Consider the following 18,244-nt stretch of genomic DNA (forward strand, 5'->3'; position numbering starts at 1 on the left):
ACGACTGCGTTGATCTCATGACCTCCAACGTGACCATCCGCATCCAGGATGCCGATTTCGACGTTTCCAGCGAAATCACGGCGCTGACGGCAAGCCGTACGGACATCGGCGCGGTCGTTACGTTCAGTGGTATCTGCCGTGGCAGCGAGGGCAGCGGCGACGCAACCACGGCGCTGACGCTGGAGCACTATCCCGGCATGGCCGAGGCGGAGATCGCGCGCCATGCCGATGAGGCGATGAACCGCTGGCCGCTCACGGGATTGACAATCGTTCACCGCGTCGGCCGCATCCTGCCCGGCGAGAATATCATGGTGGTGCTGACGGCGTCGGCGCACCGCCAGGCGGCGTTTCAGGCCGCCGAGTTTCTGATGGATTACCTCAAGGCGCATGCTCCGTTCTGGAAGCGCGAGGAAACCGCCGGTGGCAGCAGCTGGATTGCTGCGAAGACCGACGATAACGACGCCGCGGCGCGCTGGGATAAAAATTGATGGCAAAGAAGACTGTGAAGACAACCGCGAAGAAGGTGGTCAGGAAATCTGCGAGCAAGGCTTCTGCAAAGGCAAAGACTTCCGTGAAGAAGATCGCAACGGCGACTCTGCCGAAGGTTGGTGCGGGCGAGCTTGCGACATTGCTCGACTATGTGCGCTACGCCACCAGCCGTTTCATCGAAGCCCGGCTCTCTTTTGCGCACGGCACCACCGATCCCGTGGCCGAAGCCGCCTTCATCGTCTGCGAAGTTCTGCATCTGCATCCCGACCAGTTCGAGAATTTCGCCATGGCGCGGGTAACTGCGGCCGAAGGCAAGCAGATCCTCGACATCATTCATCGCCGCGTGACGACGCGCAAACCGGCGGCCTATCTGCTCAACAAGATCTATATGCGCGGCCTACCGTTCTATGTGGACGAGCGCACCATTGTGCCGCGGTCTTTCATCGGCGAATTGCTGGATTCTCATTTCAGCGGCGATGACGGTGAAGGCGGCTCGCTGATCGACGATCCCATGGACGTTGAAAGCGTGCTGGACCTCTGCACCGGCTCCGGCTGCATTGCGATCCTGGCCAGCCAGTCATTCCCCAACGCGCAGGTCGATGCCGTCGATCTGTCGCCCGCGGCGCTCGCCGTCGCCATGCGCAATGTCATCGATTACGGGCTCGATGAGCGACTGACGCTTTACAAGGGCGATCTGTTCGAACCGCTCGGAGATACCCGCTACGATCTCATCATCACCAATCCGCCTTATGTCGATGCGCAGGGCATGGCGGATTTGCCGGATGAATGCCTGGCCGAACCGGCCATGGCTTTCGATGGCGGCGATGACGGGCTCGACATCGTCAGGAAGATCATTGAACAGGCTGGCGATCATCTGAATCCACATGGCGGTTTGTTGTGTGAAATCGGTCGCGGCCGCGCCAATGTCGATGAAGCCTTTCCCGATCTGCCGTTGATCTGGCTGGACACCGAAGACTCCGAGGGCGAGGTGTTCTGGGTGTCGGCTGCTGCGCTGCAAGGTCGCGGCGCCGGCTAGTTCGGCATCTGGCCAAACACGCCCGTAGCGTTTATCACGGCATCTTCACGCGCATTTTGATGTGTGAATGTCCGACATTGTTGTCGGACGGATTTGACGCGACATCTTTCACCGTCGCGTCGTTCAAATCGACTGAAGGATGTCATGCTGGTGGCTGTCGATCAGAAAGCGCCAACGCGCAATCTGTGGCTCGCCGAATTGCGAGCGATGCTGGCGCTCGGCTGGCCGCTGATCCTGACCAATCTGGCACAGATCGCGCTCACCACGACCGACGTAATCATTCTCGGCCGCGTGAGCGCCGAGGCTTTGGCTGCGTCGGCGCTGGGCGTGAATCTCTATTTCGCGTTTCTGATTTTCGCCATCGGCCTCGTCACTGCGACATCGCCGATGATGGCGGAAGCGATTGGTCGCAAGCTGCATGCCGTGCGAGATGTCCGGCGAACATTCCGGCAGGGTTTGTGGACAGCGCTGATCGTCTCGGTGCCGGCATGGATCGTTCTCTGGTACACCGAAGCGATCCTGTTGCTGTTCGGTCAGGAGGCGCAGGCCGCTGCCGACGCCCAGAGCTTCGTGCATATGCTGCAATGGGGCTTCCTGCCCGCGCTGGGCTTCATTGTGCTGCGCTCATTCGTTGCCGCCGTGCAACGCCCACTCTGGGCACCGGTGGTGACGGGCGTCACCATTCTGTTCAATGCTGCTGCAAACTGGGTTCTGGTGTTCGGCCATCTCGGATTTCCGGAGATGGGTCTGCGCGGTTCCGGCCTTGCGACCACTCTGTCGAACATCTTTCTGTTCGCAGTCTTTGCGCTCGTCGTCGCATGGCATCCGAAGTTCCGGCGTTATCATTTGTTCGGCAACTGGTGGCGCACCGATTGGCCACGCCTCGCAAAGCTATGGCGCATCGGTCTGCCGATCGGCGCGACGCTCGCATTCGAAATTACTGTCTTTAATGCTGCGGTGTTCCTGATGGGGCAATTTGGAACGGCGGCCATCGCGGCGCATGCGATTGCGATCCAGATCGCATCGATCTCCTTCATGGTGCCAATGGGACTGAGCCAGGCGGCAACTGTCCGCGTTGGATTGGCCAAAGGCGCCGTGGATCGCGATGGCATCACGCGAGCAGGATGGACTGCATTTGGCCTTGCGGTGGCGTTCATGGCGTCGATGAGCATGTTGTTGCTGGCTGCGCCGCGTCTCCTGATTGGCGCCTTCATCGATCTGGGCAATCCCGCCAATGCCGTCGTCATCGATACGGCAATGTCGTTTCTGTTTTGCGCGGCGGTGTTTCAGATTGCGGACGGCGCGCAGTCGGTAGCTGCAGGGATGCTGCGCGGATTGCAGGATACGCGCGTGCCGATGATCTTTGCCGCATTGGGCTATTGGGGTTTTGGCATGGGTCTCAGCCTGCTGTTCGCATTCAAGCTGGGCTTCGGCGGCGTCGGCATCTGGATCGGTTTGGCAGCGGGTCTGGCGGTCGTCGCACCGGTCATGCTCTGGCGTTGGACCCGGCGCGAGCAACTCGGGCTCGTACCGGCGATGTAACAAAAAAGTGCCGCAGCCTCGAAAGGCTGCGGCATTTGTCGCCTTGAAGCGCCTGCGCTTACAGAACCTTGCGGATCCAGTTGTGCGGATCTGGTGCGCGACCGTACTGAATGTCGACCAGCTGTTTGCGCAGTCCCATCGTGACGGGGCCAGCGCCGCCGCCATTGATGGTAAAATCACCGCTCGCAGAGCGCACCTGGCCGATCGGCGAGATGACTGCCGCAGTGCCGCAGGCAAAGGCCTCTTTCAGCTTGCCGCTGGCAGAGTCGGCGCGCCACTGGTCGAGCGTATAGGCCTCTTCGCGCACCTGCGTGCCCTTATCCTTCGCCAGTGCGATAATCGAATCGCGGGTGATGCCTGGCAGGATCGTGCCGAGCGGCGGTGTCAGCAGCGAACCGTCTTCGAACACGAAGAAAATGTTCATGCCGCCGAGTTCTTCGATGTAGCGGCGCTCGACCGCATCGAGGAACACGACCTGATCGCATCCGTGATCGCTGGCTTCCGCCTGCGCGCGCAGGCTCGCGGCGTAGTTGCCGCCGCATTTGACGGCGCCGGTGCCGCCGATCGCAGCGCGTGTGTAGTTCTCCGACACCCAGATCGAGACCGGGGCGGGGCCGCCCTTGAAATAGGAGCCAACCGGCGAGGCGATGACAGCGAAAATGTATTCCGCGGACGGCTTCACGCCGAGGAAGATCTCGCTCGCGACCATGAACGGGCGCAGATAGAGGCTGCCTTCGCCTGATGGAATCCAGGCGCGGTCGATGCGCACGAGTTGCTCGATCGCTTCGATAAATACGGGCTCGGGCAGCGGGGCCATGGCCATACGATCGGCAGAATTCCGGAAGCGCCTTGCATTGGCATCGGGGCGGAACAGATTCACGCCGCCGTCTTCACGCGCATAGGCCTTGAGCCCTTCGAAAATCTCCTGCGCGTAATGCAGGACGGCCGCTGCGGGATCGAGCGGGAAATTCGCGCGGGATTCGATGCGCGCGCCATGCCAACCGTCCTTCTGGTTGTAGCGGACCAGAGCCATGTGGTCGGTGAAAACCCGGCCGAAGCCCGGATCCCTGAGCTTTGCTGCGCGGTCCGCCTCGGACACCGCGTTCGCCGCGGGCTGAATGTCGAATTTCAACACAGCTGCGCCATCGATTTTATCGAACGAAACTCCCATGGACCTCACTCCTGCTTACGGCGCAGCTCCTGGGGGCGGCAGCGTCGATGTTGTTCTACGTCAAGCGGACCCACGGCAAAAGCGTTTCCGGCCCCGGTGGATGACCGAGGACAGGCTTTAGCGCCATGCCGAAGTCCGGTATGGTTCTCAGATCGGCCCTATTGGGCCATGCGGCGAGAGTTCTAATGTTTCGTCGCGATGGTCAGTTTTGTAAGATTGAACCCAAGATATGTCAATATGGTTGACGTAAATTCCAAGGACGCGGCGTCACGATCGCTTGAGACGATCCAGCGGCAATCCAGCGGCGATCCTGCGAAACCGCCCCGCTGGGACATCATCGAGCTGTTGTTCTTTGCCTATCGCGACTTTGTGGGCGATCCCGACGATGTGCTCGATCAGTTCGGTTTCGGGCGCGCCCATCACCGGGTCGTACACTTTGTGCATCGCTATCCCGGCCTGAAGGTTGCCGATCTGCTCGATGTCTTGCGTATTACGAAGCAGTCGCTGGGCCGTGTCCTCAAGCAATTGCTCGATGAAGGGTATATCGTTCAGAAATCCGGCGAGGCCGATCGGCGGCAACGGCTTCTTTTCGCCACGGCCAAGGGTGAAGCTCTCGTTGCGCAGCTCGCTGGTTTGCAGACCGATCGCATCAACCGCGCGCTCAAGGATTTTACGCCGGTTGAAGTTGAAGCGATCGGCAGGTTTCTCTCGGCGATGATCGACCGCAATGATCCCGACAAGGTGCTGCAGGTCATCTTGGGCCAGGCATCCGCCAAAACTGACGGCAGGACAAACAAGACATGATGTTAGCTCAGGCCGCCAAACGTATGCCGGTGCCATTGGCCGACGATGCGCCGCATCTGTTGCTGGTCGATGACGACCGCCGTATTCGCGATCTCCTCTCGCGCTTTCTCTCGGGCGAGGGCTACCGCGTCACCACGGCGCCGAGCGCCAAGGAAGCACGCGCCAAGCTGCTCGGTCTGCATTTCGACCTCCTGATCCTCGATGTGATGATGCCAGGCGAGACCGGCTTCGAGCTCGCGCGTTTCATTCGCACATCCTCGGCCGTGCCGATCATCATGCTGACGGCGCGGCACGAGGCGGAAAGCCGGATCGAGGGATTGCAGATCGGCGCCGACGACTATGTTGCGAAGCCGTTCGAGCCACGCGAACTGGTGCTGCGCATCGCAAACATCCTGAAGCGCAGTGCGCCGGTGCCGGTCGAGCGCGCGGAGTCGCTGCAGTTCGGACCCTATGTATATCACCTCGCGCGTGGCGAACTACGCCAGGGCGACGAGATCATCCATCTCACCGACCGCGAGCGTGACATGCTGCGCGTGCTGGCCGCGGCGCCCGGCGAGACCGTGCCGCGCGGTGAACTTACCGGCGGCGGTGGCACCGTGAACGAGCGTGCCGTGGACGTGCAGATCAATCGCCTGCGTCGCAAAATCGAGACCGATCCGGCCAATCCGTTGTTTCTGCAGGCCGTGCGTGGCATCGGCTATCGCCTCGTCGCGTCGCCATAGTTCGATGAAGTTTGCACGATGACCACACTCGACACCGGCATCACCATCCTTCGCTCTGCGGCGGGCCGCGTCTCTGCGGCGCACAGTCTGATGGGCCGGCGCTTCAAAAGTGTGATGCCCACGGGTCTCTATGCCCGCACGCTGCTGATCATGATCGTGCCGATGGTGCTGCTGCAGTCGGTGGTCGCCTTTGTCTTCATGGAGCGGCACTGGAACACGGTGACGCGCCGCCTGTCGCAGGCCGTGGTGCAGGACATCGCAACGCTGATCGACGTCTACAAGGTTTATCCGCAGGATAAGGACCGCACGCAGATTAAAGCCATCGCACAGCAGCGCCTTGGCCTCGTGGTGGATTTTCTGCCGCTCGGCGACATGCCGCCGCCCGGTCCGAAGCCGTTCTTCTCACTGCTTGATCAGGCGCTGTCCGTCCAGATCGGTCGGCAGATCACGCGGCCGTTCTGGATCGATACGGTCGGTCGCTCCAATCTCGTGGAAATCCGCATCCAGCTCGATGATGCTGTGATGCGTATCTTCGCCCAGCGCAGCGCGGCCTATGCATCGAATTCGGAAATCTTCCTGTTCTGGATGGTGGGGACGTCTTCGATCCTGCTGATCGTCGCGATCCTGTTCCTGCGTAACCAGATCCGCCCGATCCTCAAACTCGCTGACGCCGCCGAAAGTTTCGGCAAGGGCCGCGAAGCGCCGAATTTCCGGCCGCGCGGCGCACGCGAGGTCCGTCGTGCCGCCAATGCCTTTATCGAGATGAAGGCGCGTATCGAACGCGCGATGGAGCAGCGCACGGCTATGCTGGCCGGCGTCTCGCACGATCTGCGCACGATCCTGACGCGCTTCAAGCTCGAACTGGCGCTGATCGAGGACGGTCCGGAAGTCGATGGCATGCGCAAGGATATCGACGAGATGTCGGGCATGCTCGAGGCATATCTTGCTTTTGCGCGCGGCGACAGCGGCGAACAGGCGCAGCCGACAGACATGGCTGCGGCGCTGGAAGAATTACGCAGCGATGCCGAGCGCAACGGCCACAAGGCAACGGTCACGTTCCACGGCCTGCCGATCGTCACGGTGAAGCCTGCGTCATTCAAGCGTTGCCTCGGAAATCTCGTCTCGAACGCCGCACGCCACGCGAACGATATCGCCATCACCGGGCACCGCGATCATCGCTATCTCACTGTCACGGTGGACGACGACGGCCCTGGTATTCCCGCCGACATGCGCGAGGAAGTGTTCAAACCGTTCCTGCGGCTCGACGACGCGCGCAATCAGGACGAAGGCGGCACGGGTCTTGGCCTCGCCATCGCTCGCGATATCGCGCGCTCCCATGGCGGCGATATTACGCTGATGGATAGCCCGATGGGCGGTTTGCGGGCGGTGGTACGGGTGCCGGTGTAATTACTTCGCCAGTTCTTTCGACCGCGCCGTTGCCGCAGCAATCGCGCGAGTCAGCAGCGGCTCGAAACCATCATCGGCCATCAATACGCTGAGCGCGGCTGCAGTGGTCCCGCCGGGCGAGGTGACGTTCTTTCGCAGCGTCGCCGCGTCGAGATCGGATTGGCGCAGGAGTTCGCCGGAGCCGGACACTGTCTCGCGAGCAAGCTTCATCGCGAGTTCAGGCGGCAAGCCCGCAGCAATGCCAGCGCGGGCCATTTCTTCGGCTAGCAGAAACACATAGGCAGGCCCCGAGCCGGAGACAGCCGTCACAGCATCGATCAGGCTCTCGTCCTCGACCCATTCCACTGATCCGGTGGCGCGCAAGAGAGCGTCAGTCAGGCCGCGTTGCTCCGGCGATACGTCGCTGGCGGCAACCGCCACGGTGATGCCGCGGCCGATCGCGGCCGGTGTATTCGGCATCGCGCGAACCACGTTGCCGCCGCAGGCTTTGGCGATGCCGGCGATGGTGGTGCCGGCCATGATCGAGACCACGAGGGATGATCCCGCGATTGTGCGCAGCGTCGGCCCGATCTCGGCGAACATCTGCGGTTTCACAGCAAGAACCAGTGCGGCGACGGCGCCGATGTCCTTCACGTTCGGATTGAGACGGACGCCCTTGGCCGCGAGCGCCTTGATCTCGTCGGAGAGATGCGGATCGATCACGATGGCGCGTTTGGGGTCGAGGCCGCCGGCGATCCAGCCCGTCAGCATCGCGCCGCCCATCTTGCCGGCGCCGGCCAGCACGATGTGGCCGTCGATGGTGTTGAGCGCGCGTGAGGTCGTGGAGGAGGTCATCGCAAATCCCAGCTGTCAGAACGGCCGGGACCATAACATTGCGGGGCGGGCTGCACAGCCTGAACCCGTCTAGATGAGATTCTTTTTCAGGAAGTAGCGCGGGCCGCCGCGCGGATAGTCCGGGATTTCGCCGAACACTTCATAGCCCTGCTTCTCGTAGAAGCTGCGGGCCTGAAACCAGTAGGTATCGAGCCACAGACCGATGCAGCCGCGTTCCCGCGCGATCTCTTCGGCCTTGGCGAGAACTTTCGAGCCGATGTCCTGGCCGCGCAATTGTTCGGGCACGACGAACAGCTCGACGAAACACCAGTTGAACGCGGTCTTGCCCCAGATGCCGCCGATCGGCTCGCCGGTCGCAGGATCGTGGATCAAGATCGAGAGCGGCTGGTGATTGTTGGGGCCGACGGTCTTGGTATTGTAGGCCAGCAACGCATTTGCGACCACCAGCCGTTCGGCCTCGCCGGGCGCATCCGGCACGGTGATGACCGGCGCGTCGGTCATGCTTCGCCGGCAGTGTCGAACATCGCAGCAGACATCGCTTCGGCTGCGGTCTTGCCGGCCCACACCACGAACTGCAATGCCGGATAGTAGCGCTCGCAGGAATGGATCGCCGAGACCAGCATCGCTTCGCACTGCGCGGTCGTTGCGGTGAGGCCATCGGGCAGCACCAGTGCCTGCCGGTACATCACCATGCCTGAGTGAGTCCAGATATCGAAATGACCGACCCACATCTGTTCGTTGATCGCGGCGATCAGGCGCTGCACTTCCGCGCGGCGAGCGGGTGGAATCTTCATGTCGAAGGCGCAAGCCAGATGCAGGGCCTCGATCTCGTTCATCCAAGTGAAGGAGAGCTGGTAATCGATCCAGTCACCTTTAGAAACAATTGTGACTTCGTCTTCGCCGGAGCGCTCGAAGGCCCAGTTATGATCGGCGGCAATATCCTCGACAACGGCGAGCGGGTTGAGCCGTGAATCGATAGTACCTTCGAGAAGTGACATGCCGTCGCGACCTTGCTCTTGAAATGTGATGATGCAAACAGCTGGCCGGTACGCGAAAATGTCGGAGCGTCGCTGCAGGCTGCAAGTTCTATTCGTCCAGACCTTGCGAGTTTGAAGTGATGTGATTTGCTGAATCTGCGCAACGGCACCACGAATCCATCCACAGACAAACCGGCCCTCATCCACAGGTCATCTCGCCGCAATGAGAACAAACCGGAATCGGATTCCCGGATTGCGAGTCTGTGCGGTGCGCCCTCGCGCGCCGCGAGTCCGGTTGGGTGGTAACTATTGATTCTTCCGTGCGGCCCGCAAGCTTTCCCGGCCTCGGAGGAGTCCTGTTGGGCCCCGATACAGCCTGTGGACGGCCTTGCTGGGCTGGTTCGGTTTCGGCATAGTTTGGCCGTAACGAAAGTATCAGGCCATGAACGACACCACCTCCGAGTCATCCGCAGTCCAGCATCCGCGCTTCGCCAAGCCGCAGCGCGTCGCCTTCGTGCAGTCATCCTGGCATCGCGACATTGTTGCGCCCTGTTGGGAGTCGTTTCTGAGTGAGATCGAGGTGCGCCATATCAGCTCGTCGCAGGTCGATCTGTTTGAAGTGCCCGGCTCGTTCGAGATCCCGCTGCATGTCCAGGTGCTGGCCAAGACGCGGCGTTATACGGCCATCGTCGCGGCCGGCCTCGTGGTCGACAGCGGCACCCGCGGCTTTGTGGCGGACACGGTCATCCGTGCGCTGATGGATGTGCAGCTACGTACCGAGATCCCTGTATTCTCGGCCGTGACGGCGCCGGAGGATTTCCACGAGACCGAAGAGCGGGCGGCATTCTTCCGCAAGCACTTTGCGGAGAGCGGCCTCAAGGTTGCCGCCGCCTGCGCCGAGACGCTGCTCAGTCTGGAACGTCTGCGCGGTCAGGTCGCGGCTGGGATCGTGTAGAGGCGCGAGCCTTAGTCGAACAGGCTCGATACCGACTCTTCCGATGCGGTGCGGCCGATCGCTTCGGCGATCAGCGAGGCAACCGAGAGCACGCGGATGTTCGGCGATTTGCTGACGGCTTCCGTGGGCTGGATCGAGTCAGTGATCACCAATTCCTTGAGCTTGGAATTGGCGATGCGCGCGGCGGCGCCGCCGGACAGCACGCCATGGGTGAGGTAGGCGGAGACGTCCTTGGCACCGTATTTGAGTAGCGCATCGGCGGCGTTCACCAGCGTGCCGCCGGAGTCGACGATGTCGTCGATCAGGATGCAGGTGTAGCCGGCGACGTCGCCAATCACGTTCATCACTTCGGATTCACCGGGGCGTTCGCGGCGCTTGTCGACGATGGCGAGCGGCGCGTTGATGCGTTTGGCAAGGCCGCGGGCACGGGCGACGCCGCCGACGTCGGGCGAAACCACCATCACATTGGCGAGATCGAACTTCTCCTTGATGTCACGCACCATCAGCGGCGCGGCATAGAGGTTGTCGGTCGGGATATCGAAGAAGCCCTGGATCTGGCCGGCATGCAGGTCGAGCGTCATGACGCGGTCGGCGCCGGCATGGGTGATCATGTTGGCGACCAGCTTGGCCGAGATCGGGGTGCGGCCACCGGCCTTGCGGTCCTGGCGAGCATAGCCGAAATAGGGGATCACCGCGGTGATGCGGCGCGCGGAAGCGCGGCGCAGCGCATCGGTGATAATCAGCAATTCCATCAGATGGTCGTTGGTCGGGAACGACGTGGATTGAAGAATGAAGACGTCGGAGCCGCGGACGTTTTCCTGGATCTCGACGAAGATTTCCATGTCGGCGAAGCGCCGGACGCTGGCCTTGGTCAGCGGGATATTCAGCGAGGTCGCGATTTCCTGCGCGAGGACAGGATTGGAATTACCGGCGACCAGTTTGATCGAACCGTTCTTGGCCGACATCGACGCGTCTCCCCGCGGCTTGGTGGATACAACGTTCAGCATATCGGATTACCCACAAGAACTCGTCTAGCTGAGCGAGGTGATATCAAGGACGGCCGTCCGCTGGCAACCCGTGGGCCGCTGTTTTCCTGCGTAAAAACGGCCTCTGCTTAACGTGAACTGAAGTCAGCGCGTCTCGGCAAATGCGGTGGCCTGCACGGGCAATTCATCGGTACTGGCGATGGCGGGTCCGTTGCCACGTGGCGCAGGCGGCTGCTCGCCGGGCGTGGTGCCGTTGATCATTCCGTTGAGGCCGGTGAGCCCCGCTTGCGCGATCCGCCGCAAGACAAGGTCGTCGGCAGTGGCCCAGGCGTCGCGGCCGCCTTTGCCGGCCTGTTCCTCGCCGCTCAGGCGCAAAGCACGATTCTGGTCGCGGTCATAGACATCCCACACCCAGGCGATCGAGGTCTGACCGCCGCGAACCTGGGCAGCGAGATAACTGCGGACCCGGAAAGCGGCGCTGTCCTTGCGGGATACAACCGCAAGGTTGCGTAGGCGCGCTTCACTATCCAGAAGGTTGACCATGCGATCGAAGACCTGCGGCGGCGGCCCGTCGATGGACTCGAATGCGACCGTTGGGCCGGAGGCGGTGGAAAGGCTGGCCTGCGCGTTCATGGCGCCGCCGGAATTGGGGACATTAGCGCAGCCGGCAAGCCCAAACGCTACGGTCAGCGACAGCGCGGCCTGGATTAGCCGTGGTCTGGCTCGATCGGTCGTAAGGGCAGAAAATCGCATAGGGCGTCCCGACTTCCGTCCGTTTGCCGCAAGCGGCGCCGGACAGGTCGAGCGATATCGTTAAAATGCGTTAAGGTCTAGGGCAGCGCGGCCACAGGTCTTTCCAGGGTGACCGAAACGGTCACCGCGCCCCGACAATTCGCGTTCAGTTTGAGGCAGTTCGGCCGCGTTAAGGATAACGGCGCGTTAACGCGCAGGTTAGCTTTCGAGCACGATGGCGTGGATCTGGCGGCCGTAATCCGGTTCTTTCCGATGCACCGACCGGCGATAGCTGAACAGGTTGTTGTCGGGATAGGTGTCGATGCCGGTGTCATCGATAATGGCTATGCCGGCGCGCTCCAGCCGCATCCGGATGAAGCCGCCGAGATCGAACATGGCATGACCGGCGCGGGTCGAGGGAATGAAGAACCGGGCAAAACCGGCATCGGCCTGCGTGAAACGCTCGACGAATTCGGCCCCGACCTCATAGCTTGGCTGGCGGATCAGCGGACCAATCGCGACCACGATGTCGGAGCGGTCGGCGCCGAGTTTTTCCATCTCTGCGATTGTGGCCTCGAGCACGCCGGTGAAGGCGCCCTTCCAGCCGGCATGGGCAGCACCGACGACGCGCGCCTTGGGATCGGCAAACAGCACCGGTCCGCAATCGGCCGTCGTGACGCCGAGCGCCAGGCCCTCGACCTTCGTCACCATCGCATCGACGCGCGGCCGTGAATCTCCATTCCACGGTGCTGTGGCGACGGCGACATCGGGCGAATGGACCTGATAGGCGGTGAGGAAGTGCAGGGGGGCGACGCCCATCTCCGCCGCCATGCGCCGGCGGTTCTCTGCGACGTGTGCGGGATCGTCGTTTGATCCGAGCCCGCCATTTAGGCCGGCATAGATGCCTTCGGAGACGCCGCCGTCGCGCGTGAAGAACGCGTGGCGCAGGCCGGGAATGGCTGACAGCAAAGGTGATGTGAAAGTCATGATGTCGGGGCCTCGATGCCGGTGTCGTCGCTCAGCGCCACCAGCGTGTCGATATTGGGATCGGAGATGCCGACCACCTTGAACATCGAGCCCATGCCGCCGCGGCCGCTGTCGATCAGGCGTTTCAGTGCGCCCGAGACGGTTTCGGAAACTTCCGGCGTGGCCTTGGCCATCAAGGTCAGCGCGCGCGTCTCGATGCCGAGGCGCTTGAGGAATTCGCCCTGCGTCACCGGCCCGTGCACGCGTGCGCCGACATCCTCTGCCGCGCGGCCGAGCGCCTGGAAATCCACATGCGCGGTGATATCGGCCATGCCGGGATTCTTCAGCGGATCGGCATAGCTGTGCTGCGCGATGGCCTGCAGGGTGTCGCCGGCATCGCTGCGGACATGACCATAATCGATGATCAGAGCTGCGCCGCCTTCGTCGCGCACACGGCTGGCAATCTTCATCATCTCGGTATCGGGGCGCCATTCGAACACCGCGCCGACAGGGGCTGCGCGCACCAGCGGCGGCAGTAGAACGTCGAAACGCGGCAGCGGATCAGTTGACGCGCTGAACATCAGCTGGCCGTTGCTGTCGATATCCACCATGCGCTCGTGCCAGCCGCCTTCGCGCTTCACGGCCTGATGGATCGGCAGGACGTCGAAATATTCATTGGCAAGGATGATCGACGGACCCGCGGGGACGGTTTCGATACTGTCGTGCCAGGTGATGTTGCGGGCGCCGGATAGCGTTGCCTTCTGCTTCTCGCGCAGCACCGGATTGATTTCGACGAGATGCACGTTGAGCGCCTGATACAGTGGCGGCAACACGCGCAGTGCACGTAACGCGTCGGCCATCATGGTGCCGCGTCCGGGGCCAAGCTCGATCAGGTGTACAAAAGGCGGCGCGCCCATGGCCCGCCAGACGGAAGCCGACCACAGGCCGAGCAGCTCGCCGAACATCTGGCTGACTTCCGGTGACGTGGTGAAGTCACCCTCGCGACCGAGCGGATCGCGGGAAATGTAGTAGCCGTGTTGCGGATGGGTCAGGCACAGCTGCATGTAGCGCCACACCGGCATCGGTCCGGTGGACTTGATCAGGCGCTTGATTTCATCCTGCAGCGGCGATTGGTCGGTCACATCAGGCCTTCTTGCCTGGGCTCAATTCGAGCGATGCCTGTGGCTTTCGCCAGGCGCGCACCATCAAAACGAGTCCCACAAATATCATCGGCACGGAGAGCAGCATGCCCATGGTGAGCCCACCCCACAGAAATCCGAGTTGCGGGTCCGGCTCGCGGAAGAATTCTCCCGTAATACGCGCCAGCGCATAAAAAAAGATGAAGGCGCCGAGGATCAGGCCAGGCCGCTTCAGCGCACCGGCCCGGATCATCAGGGCCAGAATCAGAAACAGTACGATGCCTTCGAGGCCGGCTTCATAGAGCTGGCTGGGATGGCGCGGCAGCGGCCCGCCATTGGGGAACACCATCGCCCAGGGCACGCTGGCGTCGGCGTGGCGGCCCCACAATTCGCTGTTGATGAAATTGGCGAGGCGTCCGAGCAACAGGCCGATCGGGCCGACTGCGCAGGTGATGTCGCCGAGCGACAGCACCGACAATCCGCGCTTCCAGCAGAAGCCGAAGACCGCGACCACGCAGCCCATGAAGCCGCCATGGAACGACATGCCGCCCTTCCAGAGCTCGAAGATCTCGGCGGGGTGGGCGATGAAGAAATCGAGATTGTAGAACAGCACATAGCCCGTGCGGCCACCGACAATGATGCCGATCGTCACCCAGAGGATGAAGTCGTCGAAATCCAGCAGCGAGATCGGTGAGGGGCCGCCCCACAGTTTCGTGCTCTTGATCAGCGCGCGAGCATAGATCCAGCCGAGCACGATGCCGCCGATATAGGCCAGCGCGTACCAGCGAATAACGATGGGGCCGAGCGCGATGGCGACCGGATCGAAAACGGGGAAGGCGATGGTGAGGAATGGCATGTGGTGGGCTTACGGCTCCCGATGGCGCCAGTAAAGCATTGGCATGTGACGAATTAAGGGACTTCTGCAGTTGTGAACGCCAAAAGCAGGCGATACTTGAACTGCGCGGCCGGGATCGCCATTGTCGATCTACAACTTAATCCCGCGTGTTTGTTCATCCGACCGGAGTTCTTGCCATGACCCAGACCAACAATCGGTTCTTCGACGAGATCGGCCGCCTGATGAATGATGCCGCCGGCGCGGCCCAGGGCGTCAAGCGCGAGGTCGATACGGTTGTGCGCAACCAGGCTGAGAAGATCCTGCGCGACCTCGATATCGTGAAGCGTGAGGAGTTCGAGGCGGTCAAGGATATGGCCCGGCTCGCCCGCGAGGAGAACGAAGCGCTGAAGGCTCGGATCGCAGCGCTGGAAGCCAAGCTCGGCGGCTGAGTGGAAGCCTGCGGTGGCCTGCACGGCGCGCCGGACATCGGCTACCCGTGCATAGACGGCCAAAATAAGCCCCTGGAAGGGGCCCGCCGACGAAGAAAAAGCCTGTCATTTCCTTGTCTTTTTGGCGTTTCGGCGGTAGAAGCCGCCCACGTCCGCAGCCCCCGCACCCCTGGAGGCTTGCTGCAGCGTGAAAACGGGCCGCATTGCGGCCTTTAACTTTTAGAAAACAAGGACTTAAACGATGGCGACCGTCAAGGAATTGAAGGCGACCTCACGTCCGGTCGGCGGCAAGGGGGCCGCACGGGCAGAGCGTCGCGCCGGCCGAGTGCCCGGAGTGATCTATGGTGACAACAAGCCCCCGGTGGCGATTTCGGTGAATGATGCCGAACTGCGTCAGCGCATTCTGGCAGGCCGGTTCCTCACCACGATTTACGACATCGAGCTTGAGGGCAAGAAGCACCGCGTGATTCCGCGCGACTTCCACCTCGACCCGGTCAAGGACTTCCCGCTCCACGTCGACTTCCTCCGCCTCGGCGAAGGCGCGACCATCCGCGTCAGCGTTCCGCTGCACATCAAGGGCGCTGAAGGCGCTCCGGGCGTGAAGCGTGGCGGCACCATCAACATCGTGACCCACACGATCGAACTGGAAGCCGAAGCCGAGAGCATTCCGCAGTTCCTCGAAGTTGATGTCGGCCAGCTCGATATCGGCACGTCGCTGCACATCACCGACGTTGTTCTGCCGAAGGGCGTGAAGACGCTGGCTCGCGATGCCGACCTGACGCTGGTCACCATCGTGCCGCCGTCGGGCTACGGTGAAGAAGCTGCGACCCCTGCGGCTGCTGCTGCGGCTCCCGCGGCTGCTGGTGCCAAGGCTCCGGCTGCCGGCGCCAAGGCCCCCGCCGCTGGTGCAAAGGCTCCGGCCGCTGCCGCCGCTCCGGCGAAGAAGAAGTAATCCGGCGCGGAGCTCCGCGTCATGCTTCTCTTTGTTGGACTCGGAAACCCTGGTGCCAAATACCAGGGCAACCGGCACAATATCGGGTTCATGGTTCTCGATGATATCGCGCGGCGTCACGGTTTTGGACCGTGGCGCCGTCGCTTTCAGGGCGAGACCTCGGAAGGCACGCTGTCTGGTGAGCGCGTCATCCTGCTGAAGCCCATGACCTTCATGAACGAGTCCGGCCGCTCGGTGCAGGAAGCGTCCGCCTATTTGAAGATTTCACTCGGCGACATCGCCGCGTTTCATGACGAGCTCGAACTGCCATTCGCGAAAGTGCGCGTGAAGGTCGGCGGCGGCATTGCCGGACATAACGGTTTGCGCTCGATCTCCGCGCATGTCGGCAACGACTATCGGCGCGTGCGCCTCGGCATCGGACATCCCGGTGCCAAGGAGCTGGTTCATAATCACGTGCTGAGCGATTTCGCCAAGGCCGAACGACCTCAGCTCGAAGCGTTCAACGATGCGGTGTCGGACCATGTCGGCCTGCTGGTCGGTGGTCAGGACTCGTCGTTTCAGAACAAGGTGCATCTGACGATGCAGGCCAAGGGTTTCACGTCGAAGGACGACAACGGCTCCGCTGAGAAGCCGTCGAAGAATTAGGACAGGGTCATGGGATTCAAATGCGGGATCGTCGGACTGCCGAATGTCGGCAAATCGACGCTGTTCAATGCGCTCACCGAAACTGCCGCGGCGCAGGCTGCGAACTATCCGTTCTGCACCATCGAGCCGAATGTCGGTGAAGTCGCGGTGCCGGACAAGCGGCTCGACAAGCTGTCCGAGATCGGCAAGTCGCAGCAGATCATCCCGACGCGCCTGACCTTCGTGGACATCGCGGGCCTGGTGAAAGGCGCGTCGAAGGGCGAAGGCCTCGGCAACCAGTTCCTCGCCACCATCCGCGAAGTCGATGCCGTCGCCCATGTGGTGCGTTGCTTCATCGATGACGACATCACCCATGTCGAAGGCAAGATCGATCCGCTCGCCGATATCGAGATCATCGAGACCGAGCTGATGCTCGCGGATCTGGATTCCTGCGAGAAACGCATCGACAACCTGACCAAGAAGGCCAAGGGCAACGACAAGGATGCCAAGGAACAGCTCGATCTGGTCCAGCGCGCTTTGGTGCTGCTGCGCGACGGCAAGCCGACGCGTTTTCTCGAGCGCAAGCCCGAGGAAGAGCGCGCTTTTGGCATGCTCGGCCTGCTGACCTCCAAGCCTGTTCTCTATGTCTGCAACGTCGAAGAAGGCGCGGCGGGCGAAGGCAACGAATACTCGAAGCGGGTTGCAGAACATGCTGAGAAGGAGGGCGCCGTTGCGGTCGCCATCTCGGCCAAGATCGAATCCGAAATCGCGACGCTGTCACGTGCCGAACGTGCGGAATTCCTCGATACGCTCGGGCTCGAAGAAGCGGGCCTCGATCGCCTGATCCGTGCAGGCTATTCGCTGCTGCACCTCATCACCTACTTCACGGTCGGCCCCAAGGAAGCCCGTGCCTGGACCATTACGCAGGGCACCAAGGCGCCGCAGGCCGCGGCCGTGATTCACACGGATTTCGAGAAGGGCTTCATTCGCGCGGAAACGATCGGCTATGAAGACTATGTCAGGCTCGGCGGCGAAGCCGGGGCGCGCGATGGCGGCAAGCTGCGGCTGGAAGGCAAGGAGTATGTCGTCGCTGACGGCGACGTGTTGCATTTCCGGTTCAACACGTAAGTAGGGCGCTTGAAATCCACGCCGTCATCCTTCGAGGCTCGTACCTCAGGATGACGGCGTATTTTTCTGCACTCAGTACTGCTGGCCGTGGCCGTGATCCTGCCCGAGGTTTTGCCCCTGATCCCGTAGCGCGCCGAGATGCTCGTTGATGCGGAACACGATCAGAACGAACTCAGCCGCAATACGTGCGAAGATGATGCCGACGATCACGCTGGCGAGGCTCGACATCACGAGGACGAAACCGCCGAACGGGCTGATGGCCATTGCGGCGAGACCGGAAAAGATCCCGGAAATGCCGAATAGAATGATCAGTGCGATCACCAGCCAGTAGAACGTCTTGATGATTGTGGGTGTGATGAAACGGTCCCACTGAAACAGATCCCGAAATTCGAACATCGGTGAAATCCCCCGCCGTGTAGATGAGTGACAAATTCAATTGCATTGAGAAACGGCTTCAAATATCCCGGCCCGACCACATTGACGGGCAGGATCGCGG

General features: G+C 61.9%; 21 protein-coding genes. 11 read left to right on the top strand and 10 right to left on the bottom strand.

The window, feature by feature from the left end; genetic code table 11:
- The first annotated feature begins 17 nt into the window (after positions 1-17).
- From SFY93_RS10270 to SFY93_RS10280, 3 genes are all read left to right on the top strand, one after another.
- Complete coding sequence (locus SFY93_RS10270; RefSeq protein ID WP_320447002.1) at positions 18-488, top strand: molybdenum cofactor biosynthesis protein MoaE; 471 nt, start codon at positions 18-20, stop codon at positions 486-488.
- On the top strand, positions 488-1,525 hold the full coding sequence (gene prmB, locus SFY93_RS10275) for a 50S ribosomal protein L3 N(5)-glutamine methyltransferase (RefSeq protein WP_320447003.1): 1,038 nt from the start codon (positions 488-490) through the stop codon (positions 1,523-1,525). Before SFY93_RS10270 ends, prmB begins: the two co-directional genes overlap by 1 nt.
- A gap of 144 nt (positions 1,526-1,669) precedes the next feature.
- Positions 1,670-3,067, top strand: coding sequence for an MATE family efflux transporter (locus SFY93_RS10280; RefSeq protein ID WP_320447004.1), 1,398 nt, complete (start codon positions 1,670-1,672; stop codon positions 3,065-3,067).
- Between the two features lie 58 nt (positions 3,068-3,125).
- On the opposite strand, the gene SFY93_RS10285 is transcribed toward SFY93_RS10280, so the two are convergent.
- Positions 3,126-4,238 (bottom strand): branched-chain amino acid aminotransferase, encoded by a 1,113-nt coding sequence (locus tag SFY93_RS10285; RefSeq protein WP_320447005.1) that lies wholly within the window; start codon positions 4,236-4,238, stop codon positions 3,126-3,128.
- A gap of 237 nt (positions 4,239-4,475) precedes the next feature.
- Between SFY93_RS10285 and SFY93_RS10290 the strand changes: the two genes are divergently transcribed.
- The 3 genes from SFY93_RS10290 to SFY93_RS10300 are packed head-to-tail and all read left to right on the top strand — an operon-like array spanning position 4,476 to position 7,171.
- On the top strand, positions 4,476-5,042 hold the full coding sequence (locus tag SFY93_RS10290) for a MarR family winged helix-turn-helix transcriptional regulator (RefSeq protein WP_068731153.1): 567 nt from the start codon (positions 4,476-4,478) through the stop codon (positions 5,040-5,042).
- The gene (locus SFY93_RS10295) at positions 5,039-5,764 is read left to right on the top strand and encodes a response regulator (protein WP_089261813.1); all 726 of its coding nucleotides are present in this window, start codon (positions 5,039-5,041) and stop codon (positions 5,762-5,764) included. The genes SFY93_RS10290 and SFY93_RS10295 overlap by 4 nt, the downstream gene beginning before the upstream one ends.
- An 18-nt stretch (positions 5,765-5,782) precedes the next feature.
- Positions 5,783-7,171 carry an ATP-binding protein gene (locus SFY93_RS10300; protein ID WP_320447006.1) on the top strand — a complete coding sequence of 463 codons (1,389 nt, stop codon included), beginning with the start codon at positions 5,783-5,785 and terminating at the stop codon, positions 7,169-7,171.
- Here SFY93_RS10300 and proC read toward each other — a convergent pair whose 3' ends face one another.
- From proC to SFY93_RS10315, 3 genes are all read right to left on the bottom strand, one after another.
- Positions 7,172-8,005 (bottom strand): pyrroline-5-carboxylate reductase, encoded by an 834-nt coding sequence (gene proC, locus SFY93_RS10305; protein ID WP_320447007.1) that lies wholly within the window; start codon positions 8,003-8,005, stop codon positions 7,172-7,174. It lies immediately after the preceding gene.
- A 69-nt stretch (positions 8,006-8,074) separates the two neighbouring features.
- Entirely contained in the window at positions 8,075-8,506 is a 432-nt protein-coding gene (locus SFY93_RS10310) for a GNAT family N-acetyltransferase (protein ID WP_320447008.1), read from the bottom strand.
- Positions 8,503-9,003: a type III secretion system chaperone family protein gene (locus SFY93_RS10315; RefSeq protein ID WP_089261805.1), complete on the bottom strand. Its 501-nt coding sequence runs from the start codon at positions 9,001-9,003 to the stop codon at positions 8,503-8,505. The genes SFY93_RS10310 and SFY93_RS10315 overlap by 4 nt, the downstream gene beginning before the upstream one ends.
- 421 nt (positions 9,004-9,424) lie before the next feature.
- Here SFY93_RS10315 and SFY93_RS10320 point away from each other — a divergent pair, with 421 nt between their 5' ends.
- Positions 9,425-9,937 (top strand): 6,7-dimethyl-8-ribityllumazine synthase, encoded by a 513-nt coding sequence (locus SFY93_RS10320; RefSeq protein ID WP_320447009.1) that lies wholly within the window; start codon positions 9,425-9,427, stop codon positions 9,935-9,937.
- Positions 9,938-9,948: 11 nt separating this feature from the next.
- Here SFY93_RS10320 and SFY93_RS10325 read toward each other — a convergent pair whose 3' ends face one another.
- The 5 genes from SFY93_RS10325 to lgt form a co-directional block, all read right to left on the bottom strand.
- Positions 9,949-10,902 carry a ribose-phosphate pyrophosphokinase gene (locus SFY93_RS10325; RefSeq protein WP_089263589.1) on the bottom strand — a complete coding sequence of 318 codons (954 nt, stop codon included), beginning with the start codon at positions 10,900-10,902 and terminating at the stop codon, positions 9,949-9,951.
- Between the two features lie 165 nt (positions 10,903-11,067).
- Positions 11,068-11,676, bottom strand: a complete 609-nt coding sequence (locus SFY93_RS10330; protein WP_320447010.1) for a hypothetical protein — start codon at positions 11,674-11,676, stop codon at positions 11,068-11,070.
- 198 nt (positions 11,677-11,874) lie between these two features.
- Positions 11,875-12,642: a peptidoglycan editing factor PgeF gene (gene pgeF / locus SFY93_RS10335; RefSeq protein WP_320447011.1), complete on the bottom strand. Its 768-nt coding sequence runs from the start codon at positions 12,640-12,642 to the stop codon at positions 11,875-11,877.
- Positions 12,639-13,763 carry a class I SAM-dependent methyltransferase gene (locus SFY93_RS10340; protein ID WP_309947250.1) on the bottom strand — a complete coding sequence of 375 codons (1,125 nt, stop codon included), beginning with the start codon at positions 13,761-13,763 and terminating at the stop codon, positions 12,639-12,641. Before SFY93_RS10340 ends, pgeF begins: the two co-directional genes overlap by 4 nt.
- A gap of 1 nt (position 13,764) precedes the next feature.
- Positions 13,765-14,616, bottom strand: coding sequence for a prolipoprotein diacylglyceryl transferase (gene lgt, locus SFY93_RS10345; protein WP_309947251.1), 852 nt, complete (start codon positions 14,614-14,616; stop codon positions 13,765-13,767).
- Between the two features lie 176 nt (positions 14,617-14,792).
- Between lgt and SFY93_RS10350 the strand changes: the two genes are divergently transcribed.
- The 4 genes from SFY93_RS10350 (at position 14,793) to ychF (ending at position 17,748) form a co-directional block, all read left to right on the top strand.
- A complete protein-coding gene (locus SFY93_RS10350; RefSeq protein WP_089261793.1) occupies positions 14,793-15,044 on the top strand; it encodes an accessory factor UbiK family protein in 252 nt (83 codons plus the stop codon).
- A 241-nt stretch (positions 15,045-15,285) separates the two neighbouring features.
- Entirely contained in the window at positions 15,286-15,996 is a 711-nt protein-coding gene (locus SFY93_RS10355) for a 50S ribosomal protein L25/general stress protein Ctc (protein WP_068731165.1), read from the top strand.
- Between the two features lie 21 nt (positions 15,997-16,017).
- On the top strand, positions 16,018-16,641 hold the full coding sequence (gene pth / locus SFY93_RS10360) for an aminoacyl-tRNA hydrolase (RefSeq protein WP_320447012.1): 624 nt from the start codon (positions 16,018-16,020) through the stop codon (positions 16,639-16,641).
- Positions 16,642-16,650: 9 nt separating this feature from the next.
- Positions 16,651-17,748 (top strand): redox-regulated ATPase YchF, encoded by a 1,098-nt coding sequence (ychF, locus tag SFY93_RS10365; RefSeq protein ID WP_231077932.1) that lies wholly within the window; start codon positions 16,651-16,653, stop codon positions 17,746-17,748.
- Between the two features lie 72 nt (positions 17,749-17,820).
- Here the strand turns inward: ychF and SFY93_RS10370 are convergent, their stop codons facing one another.
- Complete coding sequence (locus tag SFY93_RS10370; protein ID WP_068731168.1) at positions 17,821-18,144, bottom strand: DUF4282 domain-containing protein; 324 nt, start codon at positions 18,142-18,144, stop codon at positions 17,821-17,823.
- Between the last annotated feature and the right edge of the window lie 100 nt (positions 18,145-18,244).

It is taken from the genome of Tardiphaga sp. 42S5, assembly GCF_034044155.1.
Classification (GTDB): domain Bacteria; phylum Pseudomonadota; class Alphaproteobacteria; order Rhizobiales; family Xanthobacteraceae; genus Tardiphaga; species Tardiphaga robiniae.